This window comes from Curvibacter sp. AEP1-3, assembly GCF_002163715.1.
Lineage (GTDB): Bacteria > Pseudomonadota > Gammaproteobacteria > Burkholderiales > Burkholderiaceae_C > Allorhodoferax.
On record NZ_CP015698.1, the window covers coordinates 2,814,016 to 2,838,342 of the forward strand.

The 24,327-nt window shown below is 57.2% G+C and carries 27 protein-coding genes; 12 read left to right on the forward strand and 15 right to left on the reverse strand.

Going from position 1 to position 24,327, the window contains the following annotated elements; genetic code table 11:
* Positions 1-178: 178 nt before the first annotated feature.
* The 4 genes from AEP_RS13170 to AEP_RS13185 form a co-directional block, all read right to left on the reverse strand.
* Positions 179-1,624, reverse strand: a complete 1,446-nt coding sequence (locus AEP_RS13170; RefSeq protein WP_087495803.1) for an IS1182 family transposase — start codon at positions 1,622-1,624, stop codon at positions 179-181.
* 146 nt (positions 1,625-1,770) lie between these two features.
* Positions 1,771-2,709 carry an SOS response-associated peptidase family protein gene (locus AEP_RS13175; protein ID WP_087497331.1) on the reverse strand — a complete coding sequence of 313 codons (939 nt, stop codon included), beginning with the start codon at positions 2,707-2,709 and terminating at the stop codon, positions 1,771-1,773.
* A 23-nt stretch (positions 2,710-2,732) separates the two neighbouring features.
* Positions 2,733-3,008: a hypothetical protein gene (locus AEP_RS13180; protein WP_087495804.1), complete on the reverse strand. Its 276-nt coding sequence runs from the start codon at positions 3,006-3,008 to the stop codon at positions 2,733-2,735.
* The gene (locus AEP_RS13185; RefSeq protein ID WP_087497332.1) at positions 3,001-3,213 is read right to left on the reverse strand and encodes a hypothetical protein; all 213 of its coding nucleotides are present in this window, start codon (positions 3,211-3,213) and stop codon (positions 3,001-3,003) included. Before AEP_RS13185 ends, AEP_RS13180 begins: the two co-directional genes overlap by 8 nt.
* A gap of 194 nt (positions 3,214-3,407) precedes the next feature.
* Here AEP_RS13185 and AEP_RS13190 point away from each other — a divergent pair, with 194 nt between their 5' ends.
* Positions 3,408-4,517 carry a type IV toxin-antitoxin system AbiEi family antitoxin gene (locus AEP_RS13190; RefSeq protein ID WP_157673172.1) on the forward strand — a complete coding sequence of 370 codons (1,110 nt, stop codon included), beginning with the start codon at positions 3,408-3,410 and terminating at the stop codon, positions 4,515-4,517.
* A 57-nt stretch (positions 4,518-4,574) separates the two neighbouring features.
* Here AEP_RS13190 and AEP_RS21310 read toward each other — a convergent pair whose 3' ends face one another.
* Genes AEP_RS21310 through AEP_RS13200 form a run of 3 tightly spaced genes read right to left on the reverse strand, consistent with a single transcriptional unit; the run spans position 4,575 to position 5,977 of the window.
* Positions 4,575-5,423 carry a HigA family addiction module antitoxin gene (locus AEP_RS21310; protein ID WP_157673173.1) on the reverse strand — a complete coding sequence of 283 codons (849 nt, stop codon included), beginning with the start codon at positions 5,421-5,423 and terminating at the stop codon, positions 4,575-4,577.
* On the reverse strand, positions 5,413-5,586 hold the full coding sequence (locus tag AEP_RS20735) for a hypothetical protein (protein ID WP_157673174.1): 174 nt from the start codon (positions 5,584-5,586) through the stop codon (positions 5,413-5,415). The genes AEP_RS21310 and AEP_RS20735 overlap by 11 nt, the downstream gene beginning before the upstream one ends.
* A 52-nt stretch (positions 5,587-5,638) precedes the next feature.
* Entirely contained in the window at positions 5,639-5,977 is a 339-nt protein-coding gene (locus AEP_RS13200) for a hypothetical protein (RefSeq protein ID WP_087495807.1), read from the reverse strand.
* Between the two features lie 175 nt (positions 5,978-6,152).
* On the opposite strand from AEP_RS13200, the gene AEP_RS13205 reads away from it, so the two are divergent.
* Entirely contained in the window at positions 6,153-6,665 is a 513-nt protein-coding gene (locus AEP_RS13205) for a hypothetical protein (RefSeq protein ID WP_087495808.1), read from the forward strand.
* A gap of 190 nt (positions 6,666-6,855) precedes the next feature.
* Here AEP_RS13205 and gyrB read toward each other — a convergent pair whose 3' ends face one another.
* The 3 genes from gyrB to dnaA form a co-directional block, all read right to left on the reverse strand.
* Positions 6,856-9,459 carry a DNA topoisomerase (ATP-hydrolyzing) subunit B gene (gyrB, locus tag AEP_RS13210; RefSeq protein ID WP_087495809.1) on the reverse strand — a complete coding sequence of 868 codons (2,604 nt, stop codon included), beginning with the start codon at positions 9,457-9,459 and terminating at the stop codon, positions 6,856-6,858.
* 95 nt (positions 9,460-9,554) lie between these two features.
* Positions 9,555-10,661: a DNA polymerase III subunit beta gene (gene dnaN / locus AEP_RS13215; protein WP_087495810.1), complete on the reverse strand. Its 1,107-nt coding sequence runs from the start codon at positions 10,659-10,661 to the stop codon at positions 9,555-9,557.
* 93 nt (positions 10,662-10,754) lie between these two features.
* Complete coding sequence (gene dnaA, locus AEP_RS13220; protein WP_087495811.1) at positions 10,755-12,167, reverse strand: chromosomal replication initiator protein DnaA; 1,413 nt, start codon at positions 12,165-12,167, stop codon at positions 10,755-10,757.
* Positions 12,168-12,442: 275 nt separating this feature from the next.
* Between dnaA and rpmH the strand changes: the two genes are divergently transcribed.
* From rpmH to AEP_RS13250, 6 genes are all read left to right on the forward strand, one after another.
* On the forward strand, positions 12,443-12,577 hold the full coding sequence (rpmH, locus tag AEP_RS13225; RefSeq protein ID WP_006299042.1) for a 50S ribosomal protein L34: 135 nt from the start codon (positions 12,443-12,445) through the stop codon (positions 12,575-12,577).
* A 33-nt stretch (positions 12,578-12,610) separates the two neighbouring features.
* On the forward strand, positions 12,611-13,075 hold the full coding sequence (locus AEP_RS13230; protein WP_087495812.1) for a ribonuclease P protein component: 465 nt from the start codon (positions 12,611-12,613) through the stop codon (positions 13,073-13,075).
* Positions 13,072-13,344, forward strand: a complete 273-nt coding sequence (yidD, locus tag AEP_RS13235) for a membrane protein insertion efficiency factor YidD (protein ID WP_087495813.1) — start codon at positions 13,072-13,074, stop codon at positions 13,342-13,344. The genes AEP_RS13230 and yidD overlap by 4 nt, the downstream gene beginning before the upstream one ends.
* Positions 13,341-15,038, forward strand: a complete 1,698-nt coding sequence (yidC, locus tag AEP_RS13240; protein WP_087495814.1) for a membrane protein insertase YidC — start codon at positions 13,341-13,343, stop codon at positions 15,036-15,038. The genes yidD and yidC overlap by 4 nt, the downstream gene beginning before the upstream one ends.
* Before the next feature lie 15 nt (positions 15,039-15,053).
* Complete coding sequence (gene mnmE, locus AEP_RS13245; RefSeq protein WP_087495815.1) at positions 15,054-16,463, forward strand: tRNA uridine-5-carboxymethylaminomethyl(34) synthesis GTPase MnmE; 1,410 nt, start codon at positions 15,054-15,056, stop codon at positions 16,461-16,463.
* A gap of 181 nt (positions 16,464-16,644) precedes the next feature.
* The gene (locus AEP_RS13250; protein ID WP_087495816.1) at positions 16,645-17,187 is read left to right on the forward strand and encodes a hypothetical protein; all 543 of its coding nucleotides are present in this window, start codon (positions 16,645-16,647) and stop codon (positions 17,185-17,187) included.
* A 21-nt stretch (positions 17,188-17,208) separates the two neighbouring features.
* On the opposite strand, the gene AEP_RS13255 is transcribed toward AEP_RS13250, so the two are convergent.
* On the reverse strand, positions 17,209-17,763 hold the full coding sequence (locus AEP_RS13255) for an adenine phosphoribosyltransferase (RefSeq protein ID WP_087495817.1): 555 nt from the start codon (positions 17,761-17,763) through the stop codon (positions 17,209-17,211).
* A gap of 63 nt (positions 17,764-17,826) precedes the next feature.
* A complete protein-coding gene (locus AEP_RS13260; protein ID WP_087495818.1) occupies positions 17,827-19,815 on the reverse strand; it encodes a monovalent cation:proton antiporter family protein in 1,989 nt (662 codons plus the stop codon).
* Between the two features lie 43 nt (positions 19,816-19,858).
* On the opposite strand from AEP_RS13260, the gene AEP_RS13265 reads away from it, so the two are divergent.
* The 4 genes from AEP_RS13265 to AEP_RS13280 are packed head-to-tail and all read left to right on the forward strand — an operon-like array spanning position 19,859 to position 22,816.
* A complete protein-coding gene (locus tag AEP_RS13265) occupies positions 19,859-20,860 on the forward strand; it encodes a KpsF/GutQ family sugar-phosphate isomerase (RefSeq protein WP_087495819.1) in 1,002 nt (333 codons plus the stop codon).
* On the forward strand, positions 20,860-21,405 hold the full coding sequence (locus tag AEP_RS13270) for a KdsC family phosphatase (protein ID WP_087495820.1): 546 nt from the start codon (positions 20,860-20,862) through the stop codon (positions 21,403-21,405). The genes AEP_RS13265 and AEP_RS13270 overlap by 1 nt, the downstream gene beginning before the upstream one ends.
* Before the next feature lie 32 nt (positions 21,406-21,437).
* On the forward strand, positions 21,438-22,019 hold the full coding sequence (gene lptC, locus AEP_RS13275) for an LPS export ABC transporter periplasmic protein LptC (RefSeq protein WP_087497333.1): 582 nt from the start codon (positions 21,438-21,440) through the stop codon (positions 22,017-22,019).
* A gap of 20 nt (positions 22,020-22,039) precedes the next feature.
* The gene (locus AEP_RS13280; protein WP_087495821.1) at positions 22,040-22,816 is read left to right on the forward strand and encodes an SDR family oxidoreductase; all 777 of its coding nucleotides are present in this window, start codon (positions 22,040-22,042) and stop codon (positions 22,814-22,816) included.
* 72 nt (positions 22,817-22,888) lie between these two features.
* On the opposite strand, the gene AEP_RS21230 is transcribed toward AEP_RS13280, so the two are convergent.
* The 3 genes from AEP_RS21230 to AEP_RS13295 form a co-directional block, all read right to left on the reverse strand.
* Positions 22,889-23,320: an RNA recognition motif domain-containing protein gene (locus AEP_RS21230; RefSeq protein ID WP_087495822.1), complete on the reverse strand. Its 432-nt coding sequence runs from the start codon at positions 23,318-23,320 to the stop codon at positions 22,889-22,891.
* Between the two features lie 185 nt (positions 23,321-23,505).
* Complete coding sequence (locus AEP_RS13290; protein ID WP_087495823.1) at positions 23,506-23,718, reverse strand: zf-HC2 domain-containing protein; 213 nt, start codon at positions 23,716-23,718, stop codon at positions 23,506-23,508.
* Positions 23,715-24,284 carry a sigma-70 family RNA polymerase sigma factor gene (locus AEP_RS13295; protein WP_087495824.1) on the reverse strand — a complete coding sequence of 190 codons (570 nt, stop codon included), beginning with the start codon at positions 24,282-24,284 and terminating at the stop codon, positions 23,715-23,717. Before AEP_RS13295 ends, AEP_RS13290 begins: the two co-directional genes overlap by 4 nt.
* Between the last annotated feature and the right edge of the window lie 43 nt (positions 24,285-24,327).

Consider the following 24,327-nt stretch of genomic DNA (forward strand, 5'->3'; position numbering starts at 1 on the left):
AGCCATCGAATTCCGCTTTGGGTCGAGGCTGTGTGGAAACGCGCTCCAGTTCTCAAGCGGCAGCAGCTTGGCGGCAACCCAGCAGATCTTGCCGACGAGAATTCCCAGCTGATGCCGCCTGCGCGGTTTTATGGCGCTCCTGTGGCTTCGTATGAGGCTGCAAACGGCAACAAAGGGCTCATGCCCCTGCCAGTCTCATCGCCTTCATCATTCCATCGAACCCCAAGATACTCAGTATCCGCTTGAAGTTGTAGGCCAGTACGTTTAAGCCCATCTCTGCACTGACGTTGGGTAGCCGCCGTGTGAGGAAGTGCGTGTAGCCCATCCAACTCTTGAGCGTACCGAACACATGCTCTACGGTTCTTCGCCTGATGGCCATGGACTTGGGTGAGCGATCCAGGCGGCGTTGCACTGCCTCCAATACCTCCTCATGCTCCCACCGCGAGATGCGCCGGTAGTCGCTGGGTGTGCACTGTGCCTTCAATGGACATTTAGGGCAGGCGCTACTCCAGTAGCGGCGGGTCATCATCCCGTTCTCTTCTCTTGCCATACGGAAGATGGCTCTCTGTCCTGCTGGGCAAAGGTATTCATCGTCTTCCTTGATGTAGATGAAGTCGGCCCTGTCGTAGCGTCCCTCTGCTTTGGCATTCGATGTCGTTGGCTTGGGAAGGACTGCATCAATGCCTGCATCGGCACAAGCTTTGATTTGTCGCCCGCTGAAGTAGCCACGGTCAGCGATGACACGTAGCTTTTTCCTTCCCATGGCTTCACGGGCAGCTTGCGCGATGGGACTGAGCTGGGCCCTGTCACTGCCTGCATTGGTGACCTCGTGCGCAACGATCAGATGGTGTTTGGCGTCCACTGCTACCTGTACGTTGTAGGCCACCATGCCCGATCCTTTGCCACTGGTGGCCATGGATCGTGCATCGGGATCGGTTCTGGATATTTGACCGTCGGGCTGAGTCTTGAGTTGTTCTTTGACGGCATCGAGTTCACGCATTTGCTGGCGTAGCCGTGCGATCTTGTCCTGCAGTCGCTGTGTCTTGGCCTTCAACTCGCTGGGCTGCGTGCGGTCTGCCGTCTCCAGTGCCACCAGGTAGCGTTGGATGCTTTCCTCAATCTGCTGTTGGCGCTTGTCGATCTTCCCGCTGGTGAAGTTGCAGTCGCGCGAGTTGACCGCCTTGAACTTGCTGCCGTCGATGGCCACCAGTGCCTGGCTGAAGAGTTTGAGATCGCGGCACAGCATAACGAAGCGGCTGCATACGTTGCGAATGCCTGCACTGTTGTCGCGGCGGAAGTCCGCAATGGTCTTGAAGTCTGGAGAGAGCCTGCCCGTCAGCCACATGAGTTCCACATTGCGCTGGCATTCACGCTCCAGGCGGCGGCTGGACTGGATGCGGTTGAGGTACCCATAGAGGTAGAGCTTCAACATGACCGCTGGATGGTACGAGGGGCGTCCTGTTGATGCCGGATTGGCGCCTTCAAAGCCCAGGGCCACCATGTCCAGCTCGCCGATGAATGCATCGACCACCCGGACCGTGTTGTCTTCAGCGATGAAGTCGTCCAGGCACTCTGGCAACAACGTCACTTGCTGCCTGTCTTCTCCCACAATGAATCTGGACATATTCAATCCTCCACACGGCTTGATATGTCATAGCAAACACGTGGGAAGATTCAAGGAGTTTTCACACAGCCTCGGTCGAATGCTGACGTTGCACAAACGCCATCGCGGGCAGAGCGATGGCCATATGCTTTTGTACATAGACCGAGCTATGCAGCCTTTCGGTTCTCGTAGTAGGGCCGCTCCCTGTCATCCAGGATGTCGTACAGATCTTGGATGGTGTACCGGTCCGGGCTCAGCCAAGCATCCACATGCTCAGGTTTAATGGGAATAACGCAGCGGTCATGCCCCGCCGCAGCCACCTCTGCAGGTGGCTCATCCGTAATGGCTGCGAATGACAGTAGGTCTTCCTCTCCAGGGGCCGACCACCTGGACCACAAGCAAGCTACCAGCATCACCTGCTGAGGTCTGGGGTTGAATTCGAGAATGACCTTCTCGGGCTCTCCATCGGCCTTTTTCAGCTCCACATGCTCATAGAAGGCACTGATGGCCAGGATGCCGTGGCTGTATCCGAACTGCTCTCGCCAGAAGCCCTCTAGGTTGTCTCTGCGAGCGTTGTAGGTTCCTGGGAACTTGGCGTCAAAGGAGGCGGCCTTGCCCTCGGGGCGGCACTGGTAGCGCATGGGTTTGACTACCTTTCTGCCGCTCTCCATGACGATGACCGGGGCGTAGAAGCCTGGATAGATACGGGCATCCTGGGGCGTCAGCTCAGTGCGCCTGAGGTCTGCCAACTTGCTCTGCGCCCAGGCCATCTTGCTGGTGGCAATGCGCTGGCTCTCGGTGGCTGCCTTGGTGGTTTTGACCAACAGCGTGCGCTCAGCATCTACAAGTCGAGTCCGCTGCTTGAATAGCTCCTGCTCTAGCTTGGTAGCCTGCTGGGCCTGGTACTGCTCCAGCGCGGCCTGGATGTTGCTCTCCTGGGGACTGCCCTTGCCCTGGAAGGCGACCTCTACTACCTTGGGTATCTTGATGCGGTCATCCAGACATCTGAAGCCGTACAGCCGCGCAAAGGCCTCAATGTCGATGTCCGCCCCATTGAGGTCCACATACTCCTCGTATTGCTGTATGAGCTGGGCTGAATAGCACATGCCACCCATGATAGGACAGCAGGCTACATATTGCGGCTCTGGACTTCGTGCGCTTTCTCCCAGGCCATCTTGTGGGGTTCACCTGGAGCGGGCGGAATACCGCCTGCTCCAGGGGTGTTGCGCTGGGCCTGTCTAAGTTCTTCAGGTGTCTCTGGCAAGAGTCTGAATTCTGAGGCTCGGTACACCTTGGTCGCCTCGGGATCGCGGCCCTGCATTTCTTCCTCGGTCCAAGCCTGCTTTGTGGTGCGCCATTTCCCGGCCCAGAAAGTGCGCCAGTAGAAAAGTGGGACCTTACGCATGTGAGTCTCTGGGCGGCCCTGAGAGGGGCGACAACCAAGCAACTGCGGCGTCTGCCGGTGGCATGTGGCGCAACCGATCATCCAGGTAGATGTCCAGGGCGACATCCTCAAGCTGTGCCTGGTCGACGGTTTTCCATCGCTCATGGAGTCTGGCGGCGCACTGGTCAATCCATTCGGAGGGGGTGATTTGGGTTGTGTTTTGCATGCCGTCAATATACTGTATGCATATACAGTTCTCAAGGATTTTTCTTGCTCCCACTGTGCACGTTGGCATGACCAACCGCCAGATCGCACTGCAGACCACGAAGTACATCGCAGGCAGCGGAAGCACTCGCGGGCTTCAATATTTCCTATACTGGCCATATTTACTACGTTGTAAATATGGATATATTGAGAAATATGAAATCAATACAGACTGAATCAAGGCTCCTTGAAGGTCTACTGAGCCAATTCACGCTCCAAGTTGGCGGTATTCCAGGTTCCAGAGCCGAGTTGCACCAGGTCGAATACACCGAGGTCGGCCATCCCTTCGACGCCATGCTGCAGGTCGTCGTTGCTGGCAGCCCTCTGAAGCTGTTCATTGAGGCGAGGACGCGTGTTTTTCCCAAGGATGCCCATGACCATGTCCGTCGTTGGCAGGGATATTCCAGCTCGGCACCAGAGGCTGGCCGGCCCGGCGGTCTTGTCCTAGCAGCCCAAACCATCTCCCCAGGTGCGCGCGAGATTCTGGTCAACAACGGAATTGGATACTTTGCTGAGGGTGGGAGCCTGTGCCTTCCTTTCCAGCCGATCTTCATCCATATCGACAAGCCCAGTAAGCCCCATGCCACTACAGGGGGCCGCGAGTTCAACCTCTTCACGGAGGCACGACTGACGGTCATGCAGGCGATGCTGCGAAAGAGAACGACGCCCTACACCGTCATGGACCTGGCCAGCATCACCGGGACCTCCACTGCAACGATATCCAAGCTCATGACGCAGCTGGAATTGCTGGAGTGGGTGGAGACTGAGGGTAGCGGGCCGAACAAACGCCGCAAGCTGGCCAATCCAGGCGCCGTGCTGGACGCATGGGTGTCGGAAGAAACCGCGCGGCTGCCGCACCGAAAGGAACGCCGTTTTTTCCTAAAGGGCAGGAAGGCCGCGGACATACCTTTGATCGTTGCCGACGCGTTGGCCTCGGCGGAGGAGCCAGCCGCAACATCCTTCCAGTTCACTGGAGAGGCCGCGGCACAGATTCATGCACCATTTCTCACGAGCTGGGCCGTTGCCTCGATGCGTGTGGCCCCAGCCTTGGTGTCTCGACTGCTGACTGAATTACAAGCCGTCGAAGTCGATAGCGGCTACAACCTGCTGATCATTGAAGAGGGCCTGTCTGCACTTCGGCTTTCGGAAGCGCATGGCAACGTGCCATACGCATCGCCAGAGCAGACCTATGTGGACCTGATGTGCGGTAACGGCCGTGCGCCGGATGCAGCCAGGTTTCTGCGTGAGCAGGAGTTAAAGTTCTGACAGAGAAAGGCAACGAACCGTCGCCGGTATGTTGCTCTATGGCGCTCACAAAATGGTCTATTTGTAGAGCGGGTTCAGTTTCCCCTTTGCATTGACGATGCCGGCCTTGCGGGCGTATTCGATCGCCTTCTTTTTGCTCATCTTGTAGGGATTCTTCATCGGCCTCCCATTGATGTCGACAAGCTGGCCGGCGGCGTTAACCGTCGTGTACTCTGAGAAGGCTATGCGTGGCTTCTTGCGAGCGGTGCGTATTGCCTTGTCCTCTGCTGCACGCAGCAGGCGCTTCACCTTCCTGAGTCCTGGCCCAGTTCTGCACACGAGCTCAGGTGTTTGGCCATCCAGATCCGGATGCGGTGCATTCAGCCAGCGCCTTGCCTTCCTGGGTGTTCCGAATGCCTTGAAGGCCAAGGTATCGATGTCCAGTAGCCGCTCATAGTCTGGGCTTCCAAACGCTCGCCCGACTGGCGCCATGCGATCCCAAAGTAGGTCTTCGTCGGCCCCACTCCGCATGACTTCCAGGGATACCGTGGCGCCTGCAGGTGGGGTCAGCATGCCTTTGAGGTCCTGGACAGGTTGGTCCTTGAGGGCCGTCACGATGCGTGCAATTTTGGGGCGGCGGCGTTTGCTGGCTTGGTGCAGGTCGAACTTGGATTGCAGTCCGGCCCACAGGTCAGGGGCGGTTCCTAGTGCCAGGCCAAGGCGGATGGCCATCTCTGCCGAAACACCTGAGGTTCCCCGCAGGATGCGAGACAGGGTATCTCGGCTGACCGCCAGTTTTGCGGCGGCCTCAGTCACGGTGACACTTCCCAAATACTCCCGCAGGACTTTGCCTGGGTGGGGTGGGTTTGCTTTGGGTTTCATAGTGAGCGTCGAGAAGAATTGAAAGCCATTGGCTTTACTCAGCACGATCTAGATCACTTAACTCTGGTTTGTGCTGCTTGCCCTCCGCAGCCTTGATCTTGTCTATGCGCAGCATTTCGTCCAACAGCTCTCCGTGCTTAACTTCTCTTCGGATGAGGAAGCCGACGATCACGATCCCTATCGTCATGACTACATTGACTGTGTTCACCTGGACCTCCTGACCTGATTCCGGGACTAGTCTGGTTATCAAAAATGGCAGTTCACCAACCCAAGAGTTGCCGTGTTCGCGCGACGATCCAGTGTGCCTGGGCAGGGCTCACCCAGTTCTTCTGATGGATGCCCCGCAGCAACTTTGCGAGTACCTCTTCGTGCGGCAAATTCAGTTCAGCCATCTTGCGCACACAGTACGGCACCATTTGCTGTGCGAAGTCCTCGCAGGCCTCATGTGCTTTTGCCACCTCGCTGGGGGTAGCTTCCGGCGCGTAGTACTTGCCCGCCTCTTCCACCACGCTTAGCTTGAACTGGACACCGGCGAGTGCTGACTCTGTCGGTTCAATCGGAAAGTCCGGCGGGATGTTGGGATAGTTACTGCGATCCATTGACATCTGAGTTCCCCAAATGCGTTAACCAGAGTCGAATTTCGAAGATGAAATCGATGGTGAGGCACAGATTCTCCGACTTTGACAGGTTGTTAGTTGGCAAAAATGCAGCCGTATACTGCTGATAGAAGCACAAAAATCATCCACTTGACCGTAGGAAGGGAGACGCATTGTCATGAAAGACTTTGACTTCAAAGGCGTCATTCAAGTCATCACGGATGCCAAGCCATCGCATCTAGCACTTGTCTCGTTCCTGGTCTTGCCCCTTGTCGCCAACTACTGGCTCGAGGCGTTGATTAAACTGTTCCCAACGCCGACGCAGGAGCTCAAGTACACATGGCTTGGTCTTCTCGGTCTAACTTATGTGTTTTGTCTTGGCTGGCTTCTCTTTGACAACCACAAGGCGAACATTCTAAGGACCAGACGCGATCAAATTGCTGGACGAATGATCGCGAATGGTTGGACCAGGATCAATTTTGATAGTGCACGAAAGGCACTGACAAAGAATGCTTCTGACGCAGAAATTATCGCGGTCATTGATGCGTTTCCCAAAACTCTCCGCTTTCTCAGAGTCAAGAAGAAAGATGACAACAAGAATTATGTCCTCGATTCAGAGGGGAAGCACGTCTATGTGCATGGAATCGGTCTCTTAGCGAGCAGCGATGCCGAAGCGGCAGATGATGCCTAACCCCTATCGAAAGAGACATCCAACGGCTACCTCTGATAGCCGCTGTACTTCTACGTTTGGATGAGTCCAGTAGTTCAACTTTAGGAGTACATCGACAACAAGAGCGCTGTCGATCATTGAATCCGATCTGAATCAACAATCAATTCGGTTTTAATGAGAAAGTTCGGTTCTCCAATGAGAACCTACACCATCAAACGTCGATGTTGCCGGCGCGCAAGGCGTTGGTTTCAATGAAGTCGCGGCGGGGTTCGACTTCGTCGCCCATCAGCATGGTGAACACGCGGTCGGCTTCGATGGCGTCGTCGATCTGTACGCGCAGCAGGCGGCGCACGGTCGGGTCCATGGTGGTTTCCCACAGCTGGGCGGGGTTCATTTCACCCAAGCCTTTGTAGCGCTGGCGGCTGGAGGTGCGCTCGGCTTCGCCGATCAGCCATGCCATTGCTTCACGGAAGTCGGAGACCTTCTCTTCCTTCTGCTTCTCGCCTTCGCCGCGCATGACGCGGGCGCCTTCGCTCAGCAGACCACGGAAAGTGTTGGCAGCTTCGGCCAGGGCGGCGTAGTCGGCACCGTGCACAAAGTCCTGGGTGAGCACGCTGCTCTTCACGTTGCCGTGATGGCGGCGACTGATGCGCAAAATGGGCTTGTCGGTGCGGGTATCGAACTCGCCGGCCACTTCGGCGTCAGGCAACTTGGCTTGCAGGGCTGCGGCTGAGACTTCGGCATCTGCCACGGTGTCGAGGTTGAGCACCACGCCATCGGCCACGGAACGCAGGGCCTCTGCATCCATGAAGTTCTTGAGGCGGGCGATCACGGCCTGGGCCAATTGATGTTTGCGGGCCAGTTCCGCCAGCGTGTCACCACTCAACGTGGTGCCATTGGGACCGCCTGTATAGACAGAAGCGTTGACCAATGCGATGCGGAGCAAGTAGCCGTCCAGCTCAGCAGGGCCTTGCAGGTAGAGCTCTTCCTTGCCGGACTTGACTTTGTACAGCGGGGGCTGGGCAATGTAGATGTGGCCGCGCTCCACCAGCTCGGGCATTTGGCGGTAGAAGAAGGTCAAGAGCAGCGTACGGATGTGGGCACCGTCCACGTCCGCGTCGGTCATGATGATGATGCGGTGGTAGCGCAGCTTGGCGACGTTGAAGTCGTCCCCACCGGTGCTGCCGCCAGCCTTGCCGATGCCGGTACCCAGTGCGGTGATCAGTGTCAGGATTTCGTTGCTGGTGAGCAGCTTTTCGTAACGGGCTTTTTCCACGTTCAGGATCTTGCCGCGCAAGGGCAAGATGGCCTGGAACTTCCGGTCGCGACCCTGCTTGGCAGAGCCGCCGGCGGAGTCACCCTCGACGATGTAGATCTCGCACATGGCCGGGTCTTTTTCCTGGCAGTCAGCCAGTTTGCCGGGCAGGCCCATGCCGTCAAGCACGCCCTTGCGCCGTGTCATGTCGCGCGCTTTGCGGGCGGCTTCGCGGGCGCGGGCGGCTTCGATGATCTTGCCGACGATGATCTTGGCATCGTTCGGGCGCTCTTCCAGGTAGTCGGCGAGCAGCTTGCCTACGATGTCCTCTACCGGACCGCGCACTTCGCTGGACACCAACTTGTCTTTGGTCTGGCTGGAGAACTTGGGCTCGGGCACCTTCACCGACAGCACGCAGCACAGGCCTTCGCGCATGTCGTCACCGGTAACTTCGACCTTGGCCTTCTTGGCCATTTCGTTTTGTTCGATGTATTTGCTGATGACGCGGGTCATCGCGGCGCGCAGGCCGGTCAAGTGGGTACCGCCGTCACGCTGGGGGATGTTGTTGGTGAAGCACAGCACTTGCTCATTGAAGCCGCTGTTCCATTGCATGGCCACTTCCACGCCGATGTTGGTGCCCTGGTCGCTCTGGCGGTCGCCCATGGCGTGGAACACGTTGGGGTGCAGAACCGTCTTGCCTTTGTTGACGTAGTTCACAAAGCCCTGCACGCCACCGGCGCCGGCAAAGTCGTCTTCCTTGCCGCTGCGCTCGTCCTTGAGGCGGATGCGTACGCCGTTATTCAGGAAGCTCAGTTCGCGCAGTCGCTTGGACAGGATTTCGTAGTGGAAATCGTTGTTTTCCTTGAAGATTTCGGTGTCGGGCAGGAAGTGCACTTCGGTGCCACGCTTTTCGGTGTCGCCGATGATCTTCATGGGCGAGACTTCGATGCCATTCTGCGTCTCGACGATGCGGTTCTGCACAAAGCCTTTGCTGAATTCAAGCGTGTGGACTTTGCCGTCACGGCGGATGGTGAGGCGTAGCATTTTGGACAGCGCGTTCACGCAGGACACACCCACGCCGTGCAGACCACCGGACACCTTGTAGCTGTTCTGGTTGAACTTGCCGCCAGCGTGCAATTCGGTCAGTGCGATTTCAGCGGCCGAACGCTTGGGTTCGTGCTTGTCGTCGAGCTTGATGCCGGTGGGGATGCCACGGCCGTTGTCGACGACGCTGATGGAGTTGTCGGAGTGGATGGTGACCAGAATGTCGTCGCAATGACCTGCCAGAGACTCGTCGATGGAGTTATCCACCACTTCAAACACCAGATGGTGCAAGCCGGTGCCATCGGACGTGTCGCCGATGTACATGCCGGGGCGCTTGCGCACGGCTTCCAGGCCTTCAAGAATCTGGATAGAGCCTTCGCCATAGGCCTCGGTCGCACCGGCTTGGTTGGTGTCGATGGTGGGCTGGAAGTTGGAACTGTCGGCTCCGCCCTCGCCCGTGTGCACAACGCCATCGGCGTTTTCAGGGGTGGAAACCGACTTGTTTTCTTCAGTCATGGCTAACTTCTCTTCGAAAAATCTCAAACTCTTGAATGACCAAACCCCCGGTGAGCGGGGGTTTGATTGCGCGGGCAGCTACTATTTTTGTAGCATCAGATTCTCATGGGCATCACGACGTACTTGAAGGTCGTGTTATCGGGGATGGTGATCAGGGCAGAACTGTTGCCGTCGGACAGCTCCACTTTCACCATGTCCTGGCTCATATTGCTCAGGGCATCGATCAGGTAGGTTACGTTGAAGCCGATCTCGATGCTGTCGCCGCCGTAGTCGATGTCCAACTCGTCCACCGCTTCTTCCTGCTCGGCGTTGTTGGACGCTACGCGAAGGCTGCCGGGATCAATGTTCAGGCGCACGCCCTTGAACTTGTCACTGGTCAGGATGGCGGTGCGTTGCAGCGTTTTGAGCAACGCTTCGCGGCCCAGGGTGATGCTGTTCTTGTGGTTCTTGGGGATGACGCGGTTGTAGTCGGGGAATTTGCCTTCCACCAACTTGGTCACGAACTCCATGCCGTCGAAAGTGAATTTGGCCTGGTTGTTGGCGAATTGCATCTCAATGGCGCCTTCGGCGTCAGACAACAAGCGTTGCAATTCGATGACCGTTTTGCGGGGCAGGATGACTTCCTGCTTGGGCACTTCCACATCGAGCGTGGCCGAGGCGAATGCCAGGCGGTGGCCATCGGTGGCAACCAGGCTGAGTTGCTTGCCTTCAGCTACAAACAGAATGCCGTTGAGGTAGTAGCGGATGTCGTGGACTGCCATGGCGAAGGACACCTGGCTCAGAAGGTCCTTCAGGGTTTTTTGCGGCACGCTGAACACGGGGCCGAAGCTGGCGCTTTCCTGCACCAGCGGGAAGTCCTCTGCTTGCATGGTCTGGAGCGTGAACTTGCTCTTGCCGCCTTTGAGGATGATTTTGCTTTGGCTGGATTCCAACGACACCGTCTGGTCGCCGGGCATGGTGCGCAGGATGTCGATCAGCTTGCGCGCTCCGATGGTGGTGGTGAAGTTGCCGGTGTCACCACCCAGTTCCGCAGTGGTACGGATTTGAATTTCGAGGTCGCTGGTGGTGAGTTGAAGGGAGGTTCCGGTCTTGCGCAACAGCACGTTGGCAAGAATGGGCAAGGTGTGGCGGCGTTCGACAATACCGGCCACCGATTGCAGAACCGATAAGACCTTGTCTTGCGTTGCCTTCAATACGATCATGTCAACCTCTTTATGAAACTCTGCCAAACATTCAATCCTGCCATTTTCCCTGTTTTTTCAGTGAGTTACGGGGGTAGGCGCTTGTTTTTGCTGTTAACCCTTCAGGGTTTGCTCCAGAACGTGTAACTGTTGGTTCAGTTCAGTGAGCTGCTGGCGTTCACCGCCGATTTTGCGCACTGCATGCAGCACGGTGGTGTGGTCGCGCCCCCCGAACAACTCGCCGATTTCGGGCAGGCTCTTCTGGGTCAGCTCCTTGGCCAGATACATGGCGATCTGGCGCGGCCGGGCAATGCTGGCGGGACGTTTTTTGGAATACATGTCCGCGACCTTGATCTTGTAGTAGTCGGCCACCGTTTTTTGGATGTTTTCCACCGAAATCTGCCGGTTCTGGATGGACAGCAGGTCGCGCAAAGCTTCCCGGGCCAGCTGGATGGAGATTTCCTTTTGGTTGAAGCGCGAATACGCCAGTATTTTGCGCAGTGCGCCTTCCAATTCGCGGACGTTGGAGCGCACGTTCTTGGCCACGAAAAAGGCCACTTCTTCGGGCATTTCAGAGCCCTCGGCATGCGCCTTGTTGATCAGAATCGCCACCCGCATTTCCAGTTCCGGTGGCTCGATGGCCACGGTCAGGCCGGAGTCGAAACGCGACACCAGGCGCTCGTGAATGTCGGCCAGGCCCTTGGGATAGGTGTCGCTGGTCATCACGATGTGGGACTTTTTGGCCAGCAAGGCCTCGAATGCATTGAAGAACTCTTCCTGGGTGCGGTCTTTGTTGGCAAAGAACTGCACATCGTCAATCAAGAGGAGGTCCAGGGAGTGGTAACGCTCCTTGAATTCGTCAAAAGTTTTGCGTTGGTAGGCCTTCACTACGTCCGACACAAATTGTTCTGCATGGATGTAAAGCACCTTGGATCCAGGCTTATCCACAAGCAGTCTGTTTCCTACCGCATGCATCAAGTGGGTCTTGCCCAAGCCCACGCCGCCGTAGATAAACAAGGGGTTGTACAGGTGGCCGGGCATGGTGGCCACGTGCATGGCGGCGGCGCGTGCCATCCGGTTCGCGGTTCCTTCGACCAGACTCTCAAAAGTCAACATGCTGTTGAGCCTGCTCTTGGGCCCGCCGGCTACGCGGTCCTCGCCAACTTCCACTTCCTCAATGGCTGTGGGCACTTCTGCGGCACGGGGAGCCATGGCCGGACGCACGGGCGCTTCACGCGGAGTGATCACTAACTCTACGGAAACAGCTTGTCCGTAAAGCTTCTCCAACATTCCCGCAATGCGCTGGCTGTATTGTGCGCGTACCCAATCAAGTTTGAAGCGGTTAGCCACAAACACGGTAATTTTGGACATGTCCTCGTGAACGAGGGCTGTCAGCGGCTTGATCCACGTGTTGAATTGCTGCTCGGGAAGTTCTTGTGCGAGTTGGTCTACGCAGCTTTGCCAAAGGCTTTGCCCGAGTTCAAAATTGGAGCCGTCGTGGGAGTTGGGATGGGAGCCCTGGGTCATTGTGCGGGTCAGCTTCTGTGGATAGTTGTTGTTTGCTGCGAAGCGGATTCTAATTTATCAATACTTTATCCACATTCCGCTGGCCGCGTTGCACAGTTCGTGCAAAAGAATCTGATTCGTCCCTAAGGTGTTGCCCTGATTGATAAAGTTTGCGATAATCCGCGGTTCCCCTGATTGTGTTCGGGGCGATAAGACCGAAATCTGCGCTGTTAGGCCGTTGGTGGAATGCATCGATGGGTCGCGCAGATACCCACAGAGCCTGTTAGGAAAATTTCATGAAACGCACATACCAACCCTCCAAAATCCGTCGCGCACGTACCCACGGTTTCCTGGTCCGCATGAAGACACGCGGCGGCCGCGCTGTGATCAACGCACGCCGCGCCAAGGGCCGCAAGCGTCTGGCTGTCTAAGACGGCTTCGCTAACCAAAGCTTCCGGCTTTTGGTGAACGCGGAACCACAAACCGGCAGACCGCCTGCCGTCAAGCGCCTTCAAACGCGCGCCCAGTTCCAAGCGGCTCTGGGTGGCACTACGGTTTCAAAAACAGCGCACTTTGCTTTGCATTGCTGCGCTGTTGGTGTTTCTGTGCCTGAAGAAGCTGTGCCGGTGTTTCCCGCTTCCGGGATCTGGCTGGGTGCCATGGTGCCCAAGCGTTGGGCCAAACGTGCTGTAACGCGCAACACCATCAAGCGGCAGGTGTACCACTTGGGCGTTGAGTTTGCTCCGGTGCTCAAGGAAAAAGCGCACCTCATCCGCTTGCGCCGGGACTTTGACCGCAAGCAATTCGTGAGTGCCACCTCTGATGCGCTCAAGGCTGCGGTCCGGCAGGAATTGCTGGATCTGTTCGGTCAAGTTGTTGGCGCCCCTCCCTCACGCAGGCCAGCTCCTCTCCCGGAGTCCCAGGCATGATTCGGGGGTTGCTGATAGGTCTGATCAAAGGCTATCGTTTGTTGTTGAGCCCCTGGTTGGGCTCTGCGTGCCGTTTTAACCCCACATGTTCTGTGTACGCCTTGCAAGCTCTTGAGCGGCACGGTGCGACAATAGGCAGCTATTTGATGGTTGCGCGTCTCGCGCGCTGTCACCCGTGGTGCGCGGGTGGGCACGATCCCGTGCCTGAGAATGCGCCGCGACTGTTCAGTCGCTTGATTCAATCCCCCTCTGAGAAGAAGTCTTCATGAACGATATTCGCCGCACCATTTTGTGGGTGATCTTTGGGTTCTCCATGGTTCTCTTGTGGGACCAGTGGCAGATCCACAATGGAAAGCAAGCCACTTTCTTCCCTAACCCTGCACAAAAAGCGGCCTCAGCTCCGGCTCCCGCGGTGAGTGCTTCGGCCGGCGTACCTGTTGCACCAGTGGCGGCAGGGCAGGCACCGGTCTCCACATCGGCTCCAGCCCTGGCGTCTGAGCGCTTTGAGGTCAGCACCGATGTGCTCAAACTGACGTTTGACACTTTGGGTGGCTCGCTGGTTCGTTCTGAATTCCTGCAGTACCTTGATTCCAACGACAAAACCCGCAATTTCGTGTTGCTGGACGACACCAAAGACCGTTACTACCAAGCCCAGACTGGACTGATCGGTGGCGCTGCGCCTGACAGCTTTCCGACCCATAAGTCGGTCATGGCAGTAACTGGTGACAAGTCGCTCAAAGATGGGCAGGACGAGCTCAAGATTGTTTTCACCTCACAAGACACTGGTGGCATCAAGCTGGTGAAGACTTACACCTTGCGCCGTGGTGCATATGACATTGCGGTCAAGCACGAAGTCGTCAATACCGGTGCAACTGCACTGAACCCCCAGTTGTATTTGCAGCTGGTACGTGACGGCAACAAGCCTGCCGGCGAGTCCTCGTTCTATTCCACCTTCACAGGCCCTGCGGTCTATACCGACCTCAAAAAGTACCAGAAGGTGGAGTTCAGCGCTATCAAAAAAGGGAACGCTGACTTTGAGAAAGAGAGCTCCAATGGCTATATCGCCATGGTGCAGCACTACTTTGCCAGCGCCTGGATCTTGCCAGCGGACGTGAAGCGGACCTTCTCTCTGGATGCCAAAGATGTGGGTGCGACCGTCGCTGATTGCTGCTACCGCGCCACCATGATTACGCCGCTGGAAGCCGTGGCCCCCGGTCAAACCAAGGCCATAGAGGCCAAACTGTTTGTCGGTCCCCAAGAGGAGAAAAAACTCGAGGCTTTGGCACCCGGCATGGAGCTGGTAAAGGACTACGGCTGGTTGACCATTCTGGCTAAGCCCTTGTACTGGTTGCTCGACAAGCTGCACAGCTTCATCCAGAACTGGGGATGGTCCATCGTGGCCTTGGTGCTGCTTTTGAAAATCGCGTTCTACTGGCTCAATGCCAAGGCGTACGCCAGCATGGCCAAGATGAAGGCGGTGAACCCGCGCATCATGGAAATGCGTGAGCGCCTCAAAGACAACCCGCAGCAGATGCAGCAGGAAATGATGAAGATCTACCGCGAGGAAAAGGTCAACCCCATGGGTGGCTGCTTCCCCATCATGATCCAGATTCCTGTGTTCATCGCCTTGTACTGGGTGCTCCTGTCCAGTGTGGAAATGCGCAATGCACCGTGGGTGATGTGGATTCATGACTTGTCATCGCCTGATCCTTATTTCATCCTGCCGGTTGTCATGACCTTGACGACCTTGCTGCAGACGGCGCTCAACCCTGCGCCACCGGACCCTCTGCAAGCCAAGATGATGTGGATCATGCCGTTGGCCTTCAGCGTCATGTTCTTCTTCTTCCCGTCCGGTTTGGTGCTGTACTGGATTACCAACAACATTCTGTCGATTGCGCAGCAGTGGATCATCAACACCCGCATGGGTGTGCCACCCCAGTTCAACCTGCCCAAGTTCAAGTAAAAGGGTCGGTCGCGCGTGCTGTCACGTCACTCTGACCCCATTGCCGCCATCGCCACGGCCTCCGGCCGCGGTGCTGTCGGTATCGTGAGGTTGAGTGGAAAGAGTCTTGGAGCTTTCACGCAGGCGCTGCTGGGCAAAGCCTTGCGGCCGCGAGAAGCGACCTATCTCCCTTTCCCTGACGAAAAAGGCCAGCCTATTGACCATGGGCTGGCCTTGTTTTTTCCGGGCCCCCATTCCTTCACAGGTGAAGACGTACTGGAACTCCAGGCTCATGGCGGGCCTGTGGTGTTGCAGTTGCTGGTCGCCCGCTGTATTGCACTGGCAAACAGTGTGCAAACAGAGGGAGTCTCCGGCGTTCTGTTGCCTGGTTTGCGCATCGCCGAGGCGGGCGAGTTCACCCAACGTGCCTTCCTGAACAACAAGCTCGATCTGGCCCAGGCAGAGGCCATCGCCGATCTCATCGACGCCAGCACGGAAGCGGCAGCACGCAGTGCCAGCCAGTCTTTGTCCGGCGCCTTCTCCAAGGAAATCGGCATCTTGCGGGATGCGCTCATTCACTTGCGCATGCTGGTAGAGGCGACGCTCGATTTCCCCGAAGAGGAAATTGACTTTCTGCAGAAAGCGGACGCGGTGGGGCAGTTGCAACGCTTGCAGCAAGCTCTCCAACAGGTACTGGCCAAAGCGACCCAAGGAGCTTTGCTCCGCGAAGGATTGAAGGTGGTCATTGCCGGACAACCGAATGCCGGCAAGTCGTCTCTCCTGAATGCTTTGGCAGGTGCGGAATTGGCCATCGTGACCCCCATCGCAGGTACTACGCGCGACAAGGTGCAGGAGACTATCCAAATCGAAGGCGTGCCTCTTCACATCATCGACACGGCCGGTTTGCGTGCCAGTGATGACGCCGTGGAAAAAATCGGAATCGAACGTGCCTGGCAGGCTATTGAAGCCGCAGACGCCGTCCTGTTCCTGCATGATTTGACACGTAGTTCTGCTATCGAATACAAAGCTGCTGACGCAGATATAGCGGGCGCTATCGCCGAAAAACTGCCTGCATCTATACCGGTGATCCATATCTGGAACAAGTCTGACGCAGCGACCCCGGAAACTGGTTTGGAGGGCATCGTTCTCTCTGCCAAGACCGGCGTTGGCCTCGATGCATTGAGGCAAAACCTGCTCACAGCGGCAGGGTGGCAACCCGCACAGAGTGGCGCTTTCATGGCCCGCCAACGCCATGTACAGGCCTTGCATCTGGTGGGTCAGCATTTGGACATGGCGTCGGAATTGCTGGCCTCCGGTAGTGCTGCCTTGGACCTGTTGGCAGAGGAACTCCGGCTTGGTCAGAATGCCCTGAACAGCATTACCGGGGAATTCGGCGCGGATGACCTGCTGGGTGTCATCTTTTCAAAATTTTGTATCGGCAAATAGCCTGCACTACACTCTGGCGTCGCACAGGAGTCACTCACCTATGTCACTATTTAGCTGGTTTACTCGGACGAGTTCCAACAACACGCTCGGCACCCGTCACTCAGGTCTCGACCAGATGGATGGAGATCGAGTCTCTGCGCGCCATGGCCGGAGCAAATCAGCTTCAGGCGCGTCATCGGGAATGACGTCTGCCCGCCGCAGTGAGCGGCTTGAGCGGCGAGAGTTGTTGTACGCCGTGGTGCGCGAATCGATGACGGGCGCCGGCATGCTGTCGAGCAGTTACAAGTTCAAGGTGCTGTCATTGGACTCTCGCGGGCGCCAGTATCTGATCATGATGGATATGGCGGCCCGCAATGTGAGCGACCCCGCCCGCTTGGCTGGCATCGAGACTCACATCGCCAAAATTGCCAAAACCCGCCATGACCTTTTGGTGACGGCTGTCTACTGGCGCGTGAATGAGCATGTGAGCTCCAGCCTCTCGCATACGCAGGACGATCATGTCCGTACGCTACCGACACCCCGTCGATTTGAACCTTTACAACCCTCGGAGGTTGCCGCGTTCAAGCAGGCGCTGGCGTCTGTGCCGGCCCCGGCCAAGTTGTCGGCGCCTGGCGAGATCATGAAGTCATCCCGCCGCAATCCGCAGCCATCCCGATTTGCAGATACAGAGATTGACGAACGCCAATCTCCCCTAAGTGGCACCCAGTACGGCGAGTTGAACTGAGGGCGACGCCGATTTCGCAGCTCAGTGACCTGCGAAATCCACCAAGGTGAACAAAGGCAGACCGGCTTCTCGCAGCTTGTCGGATCCGCCTAATTCCGGCAAGTCCACAATGGCGGCACCTTCCATGACGTGCGCACCCAAGCGCTCCAGCAACTTCTTGCCTGCCATCATGGTCCCGCCGGTGGCGATCAGGTCGTCAATCAGCAGCACCCGGTCGCCCTTTTTCACTGCGTCGGTATGGAGCTCCACAGTGGCACTGCCGTATTCCAGCTCATAGGTTTCTTCGACCGTGGTGAAAGGCAACTTGCCTTTCTTGCGGATGGGTACGAAACCGATATTCAATTCGTAGGCCACCACGGCCCCGAGGATGAAACCGCGCGCGTCAAGTCCGGCCACTACGTCCGGTCGCATGGTGGGGTCCATGTAGCGGTGCACAAAGGCGTCAATCAACACCCGGAAAACCTTGGCATCCTGCAGAAGCGGCGTGATGTCACGGAACTGCACGCCTGGCGTAGGCCAGTCGGGGACAGTGCGGATATGGTCACGGAGGTACTGATTGATGCTGAGGTGTTGCATAGGAATTCAAAGAAAAGGCGCCAGAGTGGCGCCGCGCTATTGTGCGCCTAAGCGTCGATAAGATTAAGCACCTTTGAGCAGTTTTTGCTCAGCACTTGCCAACTCGACGGCCTTGCCGCTCAGGACCAGGGTATCACCCGCCATAAGGCGAGTCTGCGCATCGGGTGAGACAGTTTTGCCATCCGCACGCCGCAAACTGACCAAACGTACACCCAAGCGTTCCAGGCCGAAATCACCTATCAACTTCCCGGCAGATTTCGTCCCCATGGGCAGACTCACGGTGGCCAGCCGTTCGTTCTGTAGCTCGTCGACAGAGTTATCATCCGCACCGTGGAAGAAACCGCGCAAGAGGTTGTACCGTGCATCACGCTGATCCTGCACGATGCGGATCACCCGTCGCATAGGCACACCCACCAGTGCAAGCGCATGGCTGGCGAGCATGAGTGAGCCCTCGATGGCCTCGGGAACCACTTCAGTGGCGCCAGCTTCCTGCAGCTTTTCCAGATTCTGGTCATCCTGCGTGCGAACAATGACAGGTACCTGTGGCGCGTGTGAACGGGTATTGGCAAGTACCTTGAGCGCGCCATTGGTATCCAGATAGGTGATGACCACGGCACTGGCACGCGCAAGACCGGCTGCCATCAGGGCTTGCAAGCGGGCTGCGTCTCCGAACACCACGGAATCCCCTGCTGCTGCAGCCTGGCGCACCCGATCCGGGTCAAGGTCCAGCGCCATATAAGGTATCCCTTCGCCCTCCAGCATGCGTGCTAGATTCTGGCCGCAGCGCCCGTAGCCGCAAATGATGACGTGCTGGTTGGCGTTGATGGACTTGCGCGCAATCGTCGTCATTTGCAGGGATTGCTGCAGCCACTCGCTGCTGACCAGTTTCATGACGATACGGTTGGCATTCATGATGATGAAGGGGGTCGCCAGCATCGATATCACCATGCCTGCCAGGATGGGATTCAACAGCTCGGGGGGGACCAAGGCATTTTTCTGGGCCAGTGTCAGCAGCACAAAGCCGAACTCACCGGCTTGTGCAAGATAGAGCCCCGTACGCAAAGACACCCCCGCTGTCGCGCCAAGGCCTCTTGCAATCAGCGCTACCAGGGCGGCCTTGAAGAGGGTAGGTACCACTAGAAGCAGCAAAACCAGTGGCCAGCGCTCCAGGACCAAGCGCCAATCCAGCAGCATCCCGATACTGATAAAGAAAAGCCCCAGCAGTACGTCGTGGAACGGCCGGATGTCGGTTTCCACCTGGTGCTTGTATTCCGTCTCGGAAATCAGCATGCCCGCAATGAAGGCGCCCAAGGCCAAGCTCAAGCCAGCCAACTCCGTGAGCCAGGAGAGGCCCAGCGTGATCAGCAGCAGATTGAGTACAAACAACTCATCGCTCTTGCGGCGCACCACTACCGTCAGCCAGCGGCGCATGACATGCTGCCCGCCTACCAGCAAAACGGTGACTAGCACTGTAGCTTTGAAGGCTGCGAGCGCCAACGCTTCCATCAAGCGCTCCCCGGATGCACTGAGGGCGGGAATCAGCACTAGCAGTGGTACCACGGCCAAATCCTGAAACAGCAAAACGCCCATCACGCGTTTTCCGTGTTCAGACTCCATTTCCAACCGCTCCACCATCAGCTTCACCACAATCGCGGTGCTGCTCATGGCCAGCGCACTGGACAGGGCCAGCGCCGCTTGCCAACCCAGATGCCAAGCGCCTGACAGCCAGATAGACAGGCCGAGCATGAGCCCCGTGGCCAGTAGCATGGTTAGCGCCACCTGCAAAAGCCCTAAGCCGAACACGTGCTGGCGCATCGCCCGTAGACGCGGCAAATTGAACTCCAGCCCGATCACAAACATCAGAAATACGACGCCGAATTCCCCCAAGTGCCGCACGGCCTCGGAGTTTTGGGACAACGCGAGGGCATTGGGACCAATCACCACGCCGACAGCCAGATAGCCCAGCATAGGCGGCAATTTCAATGTGCGGCAGATCACCACTCCCAGCACGGCGGCGAGGAGGTAAAGCAGGGTGATTTCTAAACCGGTCATAGGCGGATACTAGCAAGAGACATGCGCTCTATAAAATGCTCGGATGACAGTACCTTCCCTCATTGCATCCAGCTTTGATGCGCAGCGCGCCATTGCCCTCGCCAACGAAACCTTCGACATCGAAGCTGCAGCCGTTCAGGGGCTGAAAAGCCGTCTTGGTGAAGGCTTTGTGAGGACGGTGGAACGGGTGTTGACGATCTCGGGGCGCGTGGTGGTCATGGGGATGGGCAAAAGCGGTCATGTGGGTCGCAAGATTGCAGCTACTCTTGCATCCACCGGTACCCCCGCCATGTTTGTGCACCCTGCTGAGGCCAGTCACGGTGATCTGGGCATGGTGACGGATGCAGATCTGGTGCTCATGATTTCCAACAGCGGAGAGTCCCAGGAAGTGGCGGCAATTCTTCCGGTACTCAAACGCTTGGGAGTACCGTTGGTCACCATGACAGGCAATGCACGCAGCACCATGGCCCAGCATGCCGATTTCTGGATCGACACCGCGGTGAGTAAAGAGGCCTGCCCCCTGAATCTTGCGCCTACAGCGAGCACGACAGCACAACTGGCCATGGGCGATGCCTTGGCCGTAGCTCTGCTGGACGCCCGGGGCTTCCGCGCAGAGGACTTTGCCCGCTCTCATCCCGGTGGTGCATTGGGTCGCAAACTGCTGACCCATGTGTCGGACGTCATGCGGAGTGGGGATGCCATTCCGCGCGTATGGCCCACTGCGACATTCAGCGAACTGATGCGCGAAATGAGCGCGAAGGGCTTGGGCGCTACCGCGGTAGTGACCGAAGACGGGACTTTGATGGGCATCTTTACCGACGGAGACTTACGCAGGTTGGTGGAGCAAGGGACTGATTTACGCGCTAAGACAGCGATGGATGTTATGCATGCCAATCCTTGCACCATCCCGGCCCATGCTTTGGCGGTTGACGCGGCTGACCTGATGGAAGCCCGCCGCATTACCAGCGTATTGGTGGTAGACGATGCCGGGCGCTTATGCGGTGCCATCAATAGCAATGACTTGATGCGGGCCAAGGTGATTTGATGAAACCACTGCTGAATTTCCCGCCGGATCTGCTGCTGAAAGCGCAGAACATCCGCGTTCTTTTTCTTGATGTGGATGGTGTACTCACAGATGGCGGATTGCACTTTACAGCGGAGGGAGAGACCAGCAAACGTTTCAACACCCTAGATGGCCATGGCCTCAAGTTGCTGCAAAAGGCTGGAATTACGCCCGCGGTGGTGACCGGCCGGGATTCGCCCGCCCTGCGGCTGCGCCTCCAAGCCCTGGGCATCGAACAGGCCCGTTTCGGCACTGAAGACAAGCATCCAGCAGCGCAAGAAATCCTGAACGCATTGGGCTTGGGCTGGGAGCAGGCTGCCGCCATGGGCGACGATTGGCCGGACTTGCCCATGATGTTGCGTTGTGCATTTGCAGCGGCGCCACTGAATGCGCATGTGGAGGTCAGCGGTCGCGCTCACTACATCACTCGTACTGCCGGCGGAAACGGGGCAGTCCGGGAGGTCTGTGATCTGTTGATGGTGGCCAGTGGTCGCTATGTGGATCTTTTAGAGCCGTATCTTTCGTGAAAAATTTTTTCTACGGTGCTTGGGAACGGCTGATGCTGTACCTCCCCGTTCTGGTAATGGGGGTGTTGGCGCTGGGAACCTATTGGTTGGTTCGTAGTACACCGGTAGTTGAGCACAATGCACCTGAACGGGTACGAGGCCATGAACCGGACTACTTCATGCATGGCTTCAGCGTGAAGTCCTTCGATCCTGCGGGCAAGCTCCGATCAGAGGTGATGGGCGATGTGGCCCGCCATTATCCCGACACCCAATGGCTGGAGATAGACGCCATTCGAATCCGATCTTTTGATGCCAAGGGTCGGCTCACTACCGCAACTGCCAACCGCGGTCTGACCAATGAGGACGGCTCTGAAGTGCAACTCATTGGAAATGCGGTCGTGGTGCGCGAAGCGGTACCGGCAAGCAAGAACAATCCGGAACAGGTACGAACCGAATACCGGGGTGAGTTCTTGCATGCCTTCATGGACACTGAGCAAGTGAAGTCGAACAAGCCGGTTGAATTGCGGCGCGGCAAAGATGTCTTCACCGCAGATGCCATGGACTATGACAATGTCCAACAGGTAATTCGGCTTCAAGGTCGCGTTCGTGGCACCTTGATTCCGGCTACACGTTAGGTCAGTTTTCAAGGAAATTTATGCCACCGCTTATTTTCATTACCGGCGCTTCCAGCGGAATCGGCCAGGCTTTGGCCAAACGCTTCTATGACGCAGGCTATTCGCTGGCATTGGTGGCGAGGCGAACCGCCGAGATTGAACGCTGGGCGACAGCAGAACGGTTGGATTTACAGCGCTTCAAGGTCTATAGCGCAGATGTAGCGGATACCGACAGCATTGTGGCTGCGGGTCGTACCTGTTTGAGTGCCCAAGGCGTACCGGACGTAGTCGTCGCCAATGCCGGCATCAGCATCGGTATGGATACGGGCATTCGTGGTGATATTGATGTCATGCAACGGACCTTTGCCACCAATAACATCGGTCTGGCGGCGACCTTCCATCCCTTCATAGCTGCCATGGAACAGCGCGGTTCGGGCCGGCTGGTCGGAATAGGCAGTGTGGCCGGCATCCGTGGCTTGCCCGGGCACGGAGCCTACTGTGCAAGCAAGGCGGCCGTGATTGCCTATTGCGAATCACTGCGCGGAGAACTGCGTGCCAGCGGAGTCAAGGTTGTCACCATTTGCCCCGGTTACATCGACACGCCTTTGACCCGCCAGAACCGGTACTCCATGCCCTTTCTGATGACTGCCGATGCTTTTGCGCAGCGGGCATTTGCCGCTATCACGCAGGGTGTGCGTTATCGTGTGATTCCATGGCAGATGGGTTGGGTGGCCAGGCTATTGCGTGCTTTGCCGGATGCCTTGTTTGACAAAGCTTTGGCGGGGCGCCCCCGCAAGCGTCGCATCGATGAGGCGTAACCGACGCGTGAGACAAGCAAAACAAAAGGGACCCTAAGGTCCCTTTTTTGATCTGCAGAAGCAGTTCCTGGCTTAGTAGCTGGAACGGCCACCGCCGTAGCCGCCGCCACCGGAACGGTCACCGCCGCCACCGTAGCCGCCGCCACCGGAACGGCCACCGCCGCCGAAGCCGCCACCACCGGAACGGCCGCCGCCGCCGTAGCCACCGCCACCACCAGCGCCGCCGCCGAAGCCGCCGGAACGGGGAGGACGTGGCTCCATGGGACGTGCTTCGTTCACGACCAAACCGCGGCCGCCGAACTGTTGACCGTTCATGGCGCTGATAGCAGTTTGTGCTTCAGCATCGCTGCCCATTTCCACAAAGCCGAAGCCCTTGGAGCGACCGGTGTCGCGTTCCATCATGACTTTGGCGCTGGAAACGGAACCGTGCTGGGAAAACGCTTGTTGCAGGTCTTCGTCACGGAAAGAATAAGGCAGGTTGCCTACGTAAAGTTTGTTGCCCATGGATGGACTCCTCAAAATAACTCAAAACGCGATGGAGTCCTTAACCGCAATCAACAAACCATTGAAGACTTAAAGCAGACGCGAAACTGACTAATCACCGCAAACTTGCACACCGATATTTCGGCAATGCCAAACCATTATGCGTTACTTTGTTGAGGAATCCTAGTTTTTCTTGTTTTTTCAGGTTAGCCGGCAGAATCGGCATCGTTTTCGCTGTAATGGCGCCACTGGCGCATGCTGTTGCGCAGGGTCAGCATCTGCTTTTCAAAGCGCGGGCAGGCCTTGCAAGCTGCGAGATGAAAATACAAAGCCACACGATCCACCACCGGCAGGGCGCGATCTTCTCTCGCCACCATCAAGGCGGTCGCTTCTTTGCATGTACGGCGCAGCAGCTTCAAAAGGCACCTGCTTTCTGGAACCAATTCATTTCAAGACATTCCCTGAGCCTCAATCGGGCACGGTGGAGTTGGACGTAGAGATTCGTCGGGGTCAGGTCGAGTTCCTTACAAATTTCTTCGCTAGACAACTCCAGCCACTCGCGCATGAGAAAAAGCCGCCCTTGCGCGGCTGGAAGCTTCTCGGTACAGGCTTCCAGAACTTCAAAGAACTGCCGGCTGCTGGTTTGCTGTTCCGGGTTGCCCCAATCCGCAGGTGTTTCCACAAAGTGCCCATCCGCCTTGAAGTTCAGTAGCTCCAGCGGATCTGTATCTTCATCCTCCGAACTGCCCAATCCCGTGACTTCCCGGCCGTGGTGGCGCAATGCGTCCACGACCTTGTGTTTGAGGATGCCAACCAGCCAGGTTTTGAGTTGCGACCGGTTGTCGAATGCTTGCGGTTTGGCCAGCGCTGCCAGCAGGGTTTCTGAGACAGCATCCTCTGCCCACGCTTCATTGCGCAGTTGCAAGCGGGCGAATTTGTACAGATAGTCGCGAAGTTCTGCGACCTGGTCTTCGTAGCGGGTCATGGCGTGCTCGCGGAGTGTGATGCGCAGTGTACTGGGCGAGTTT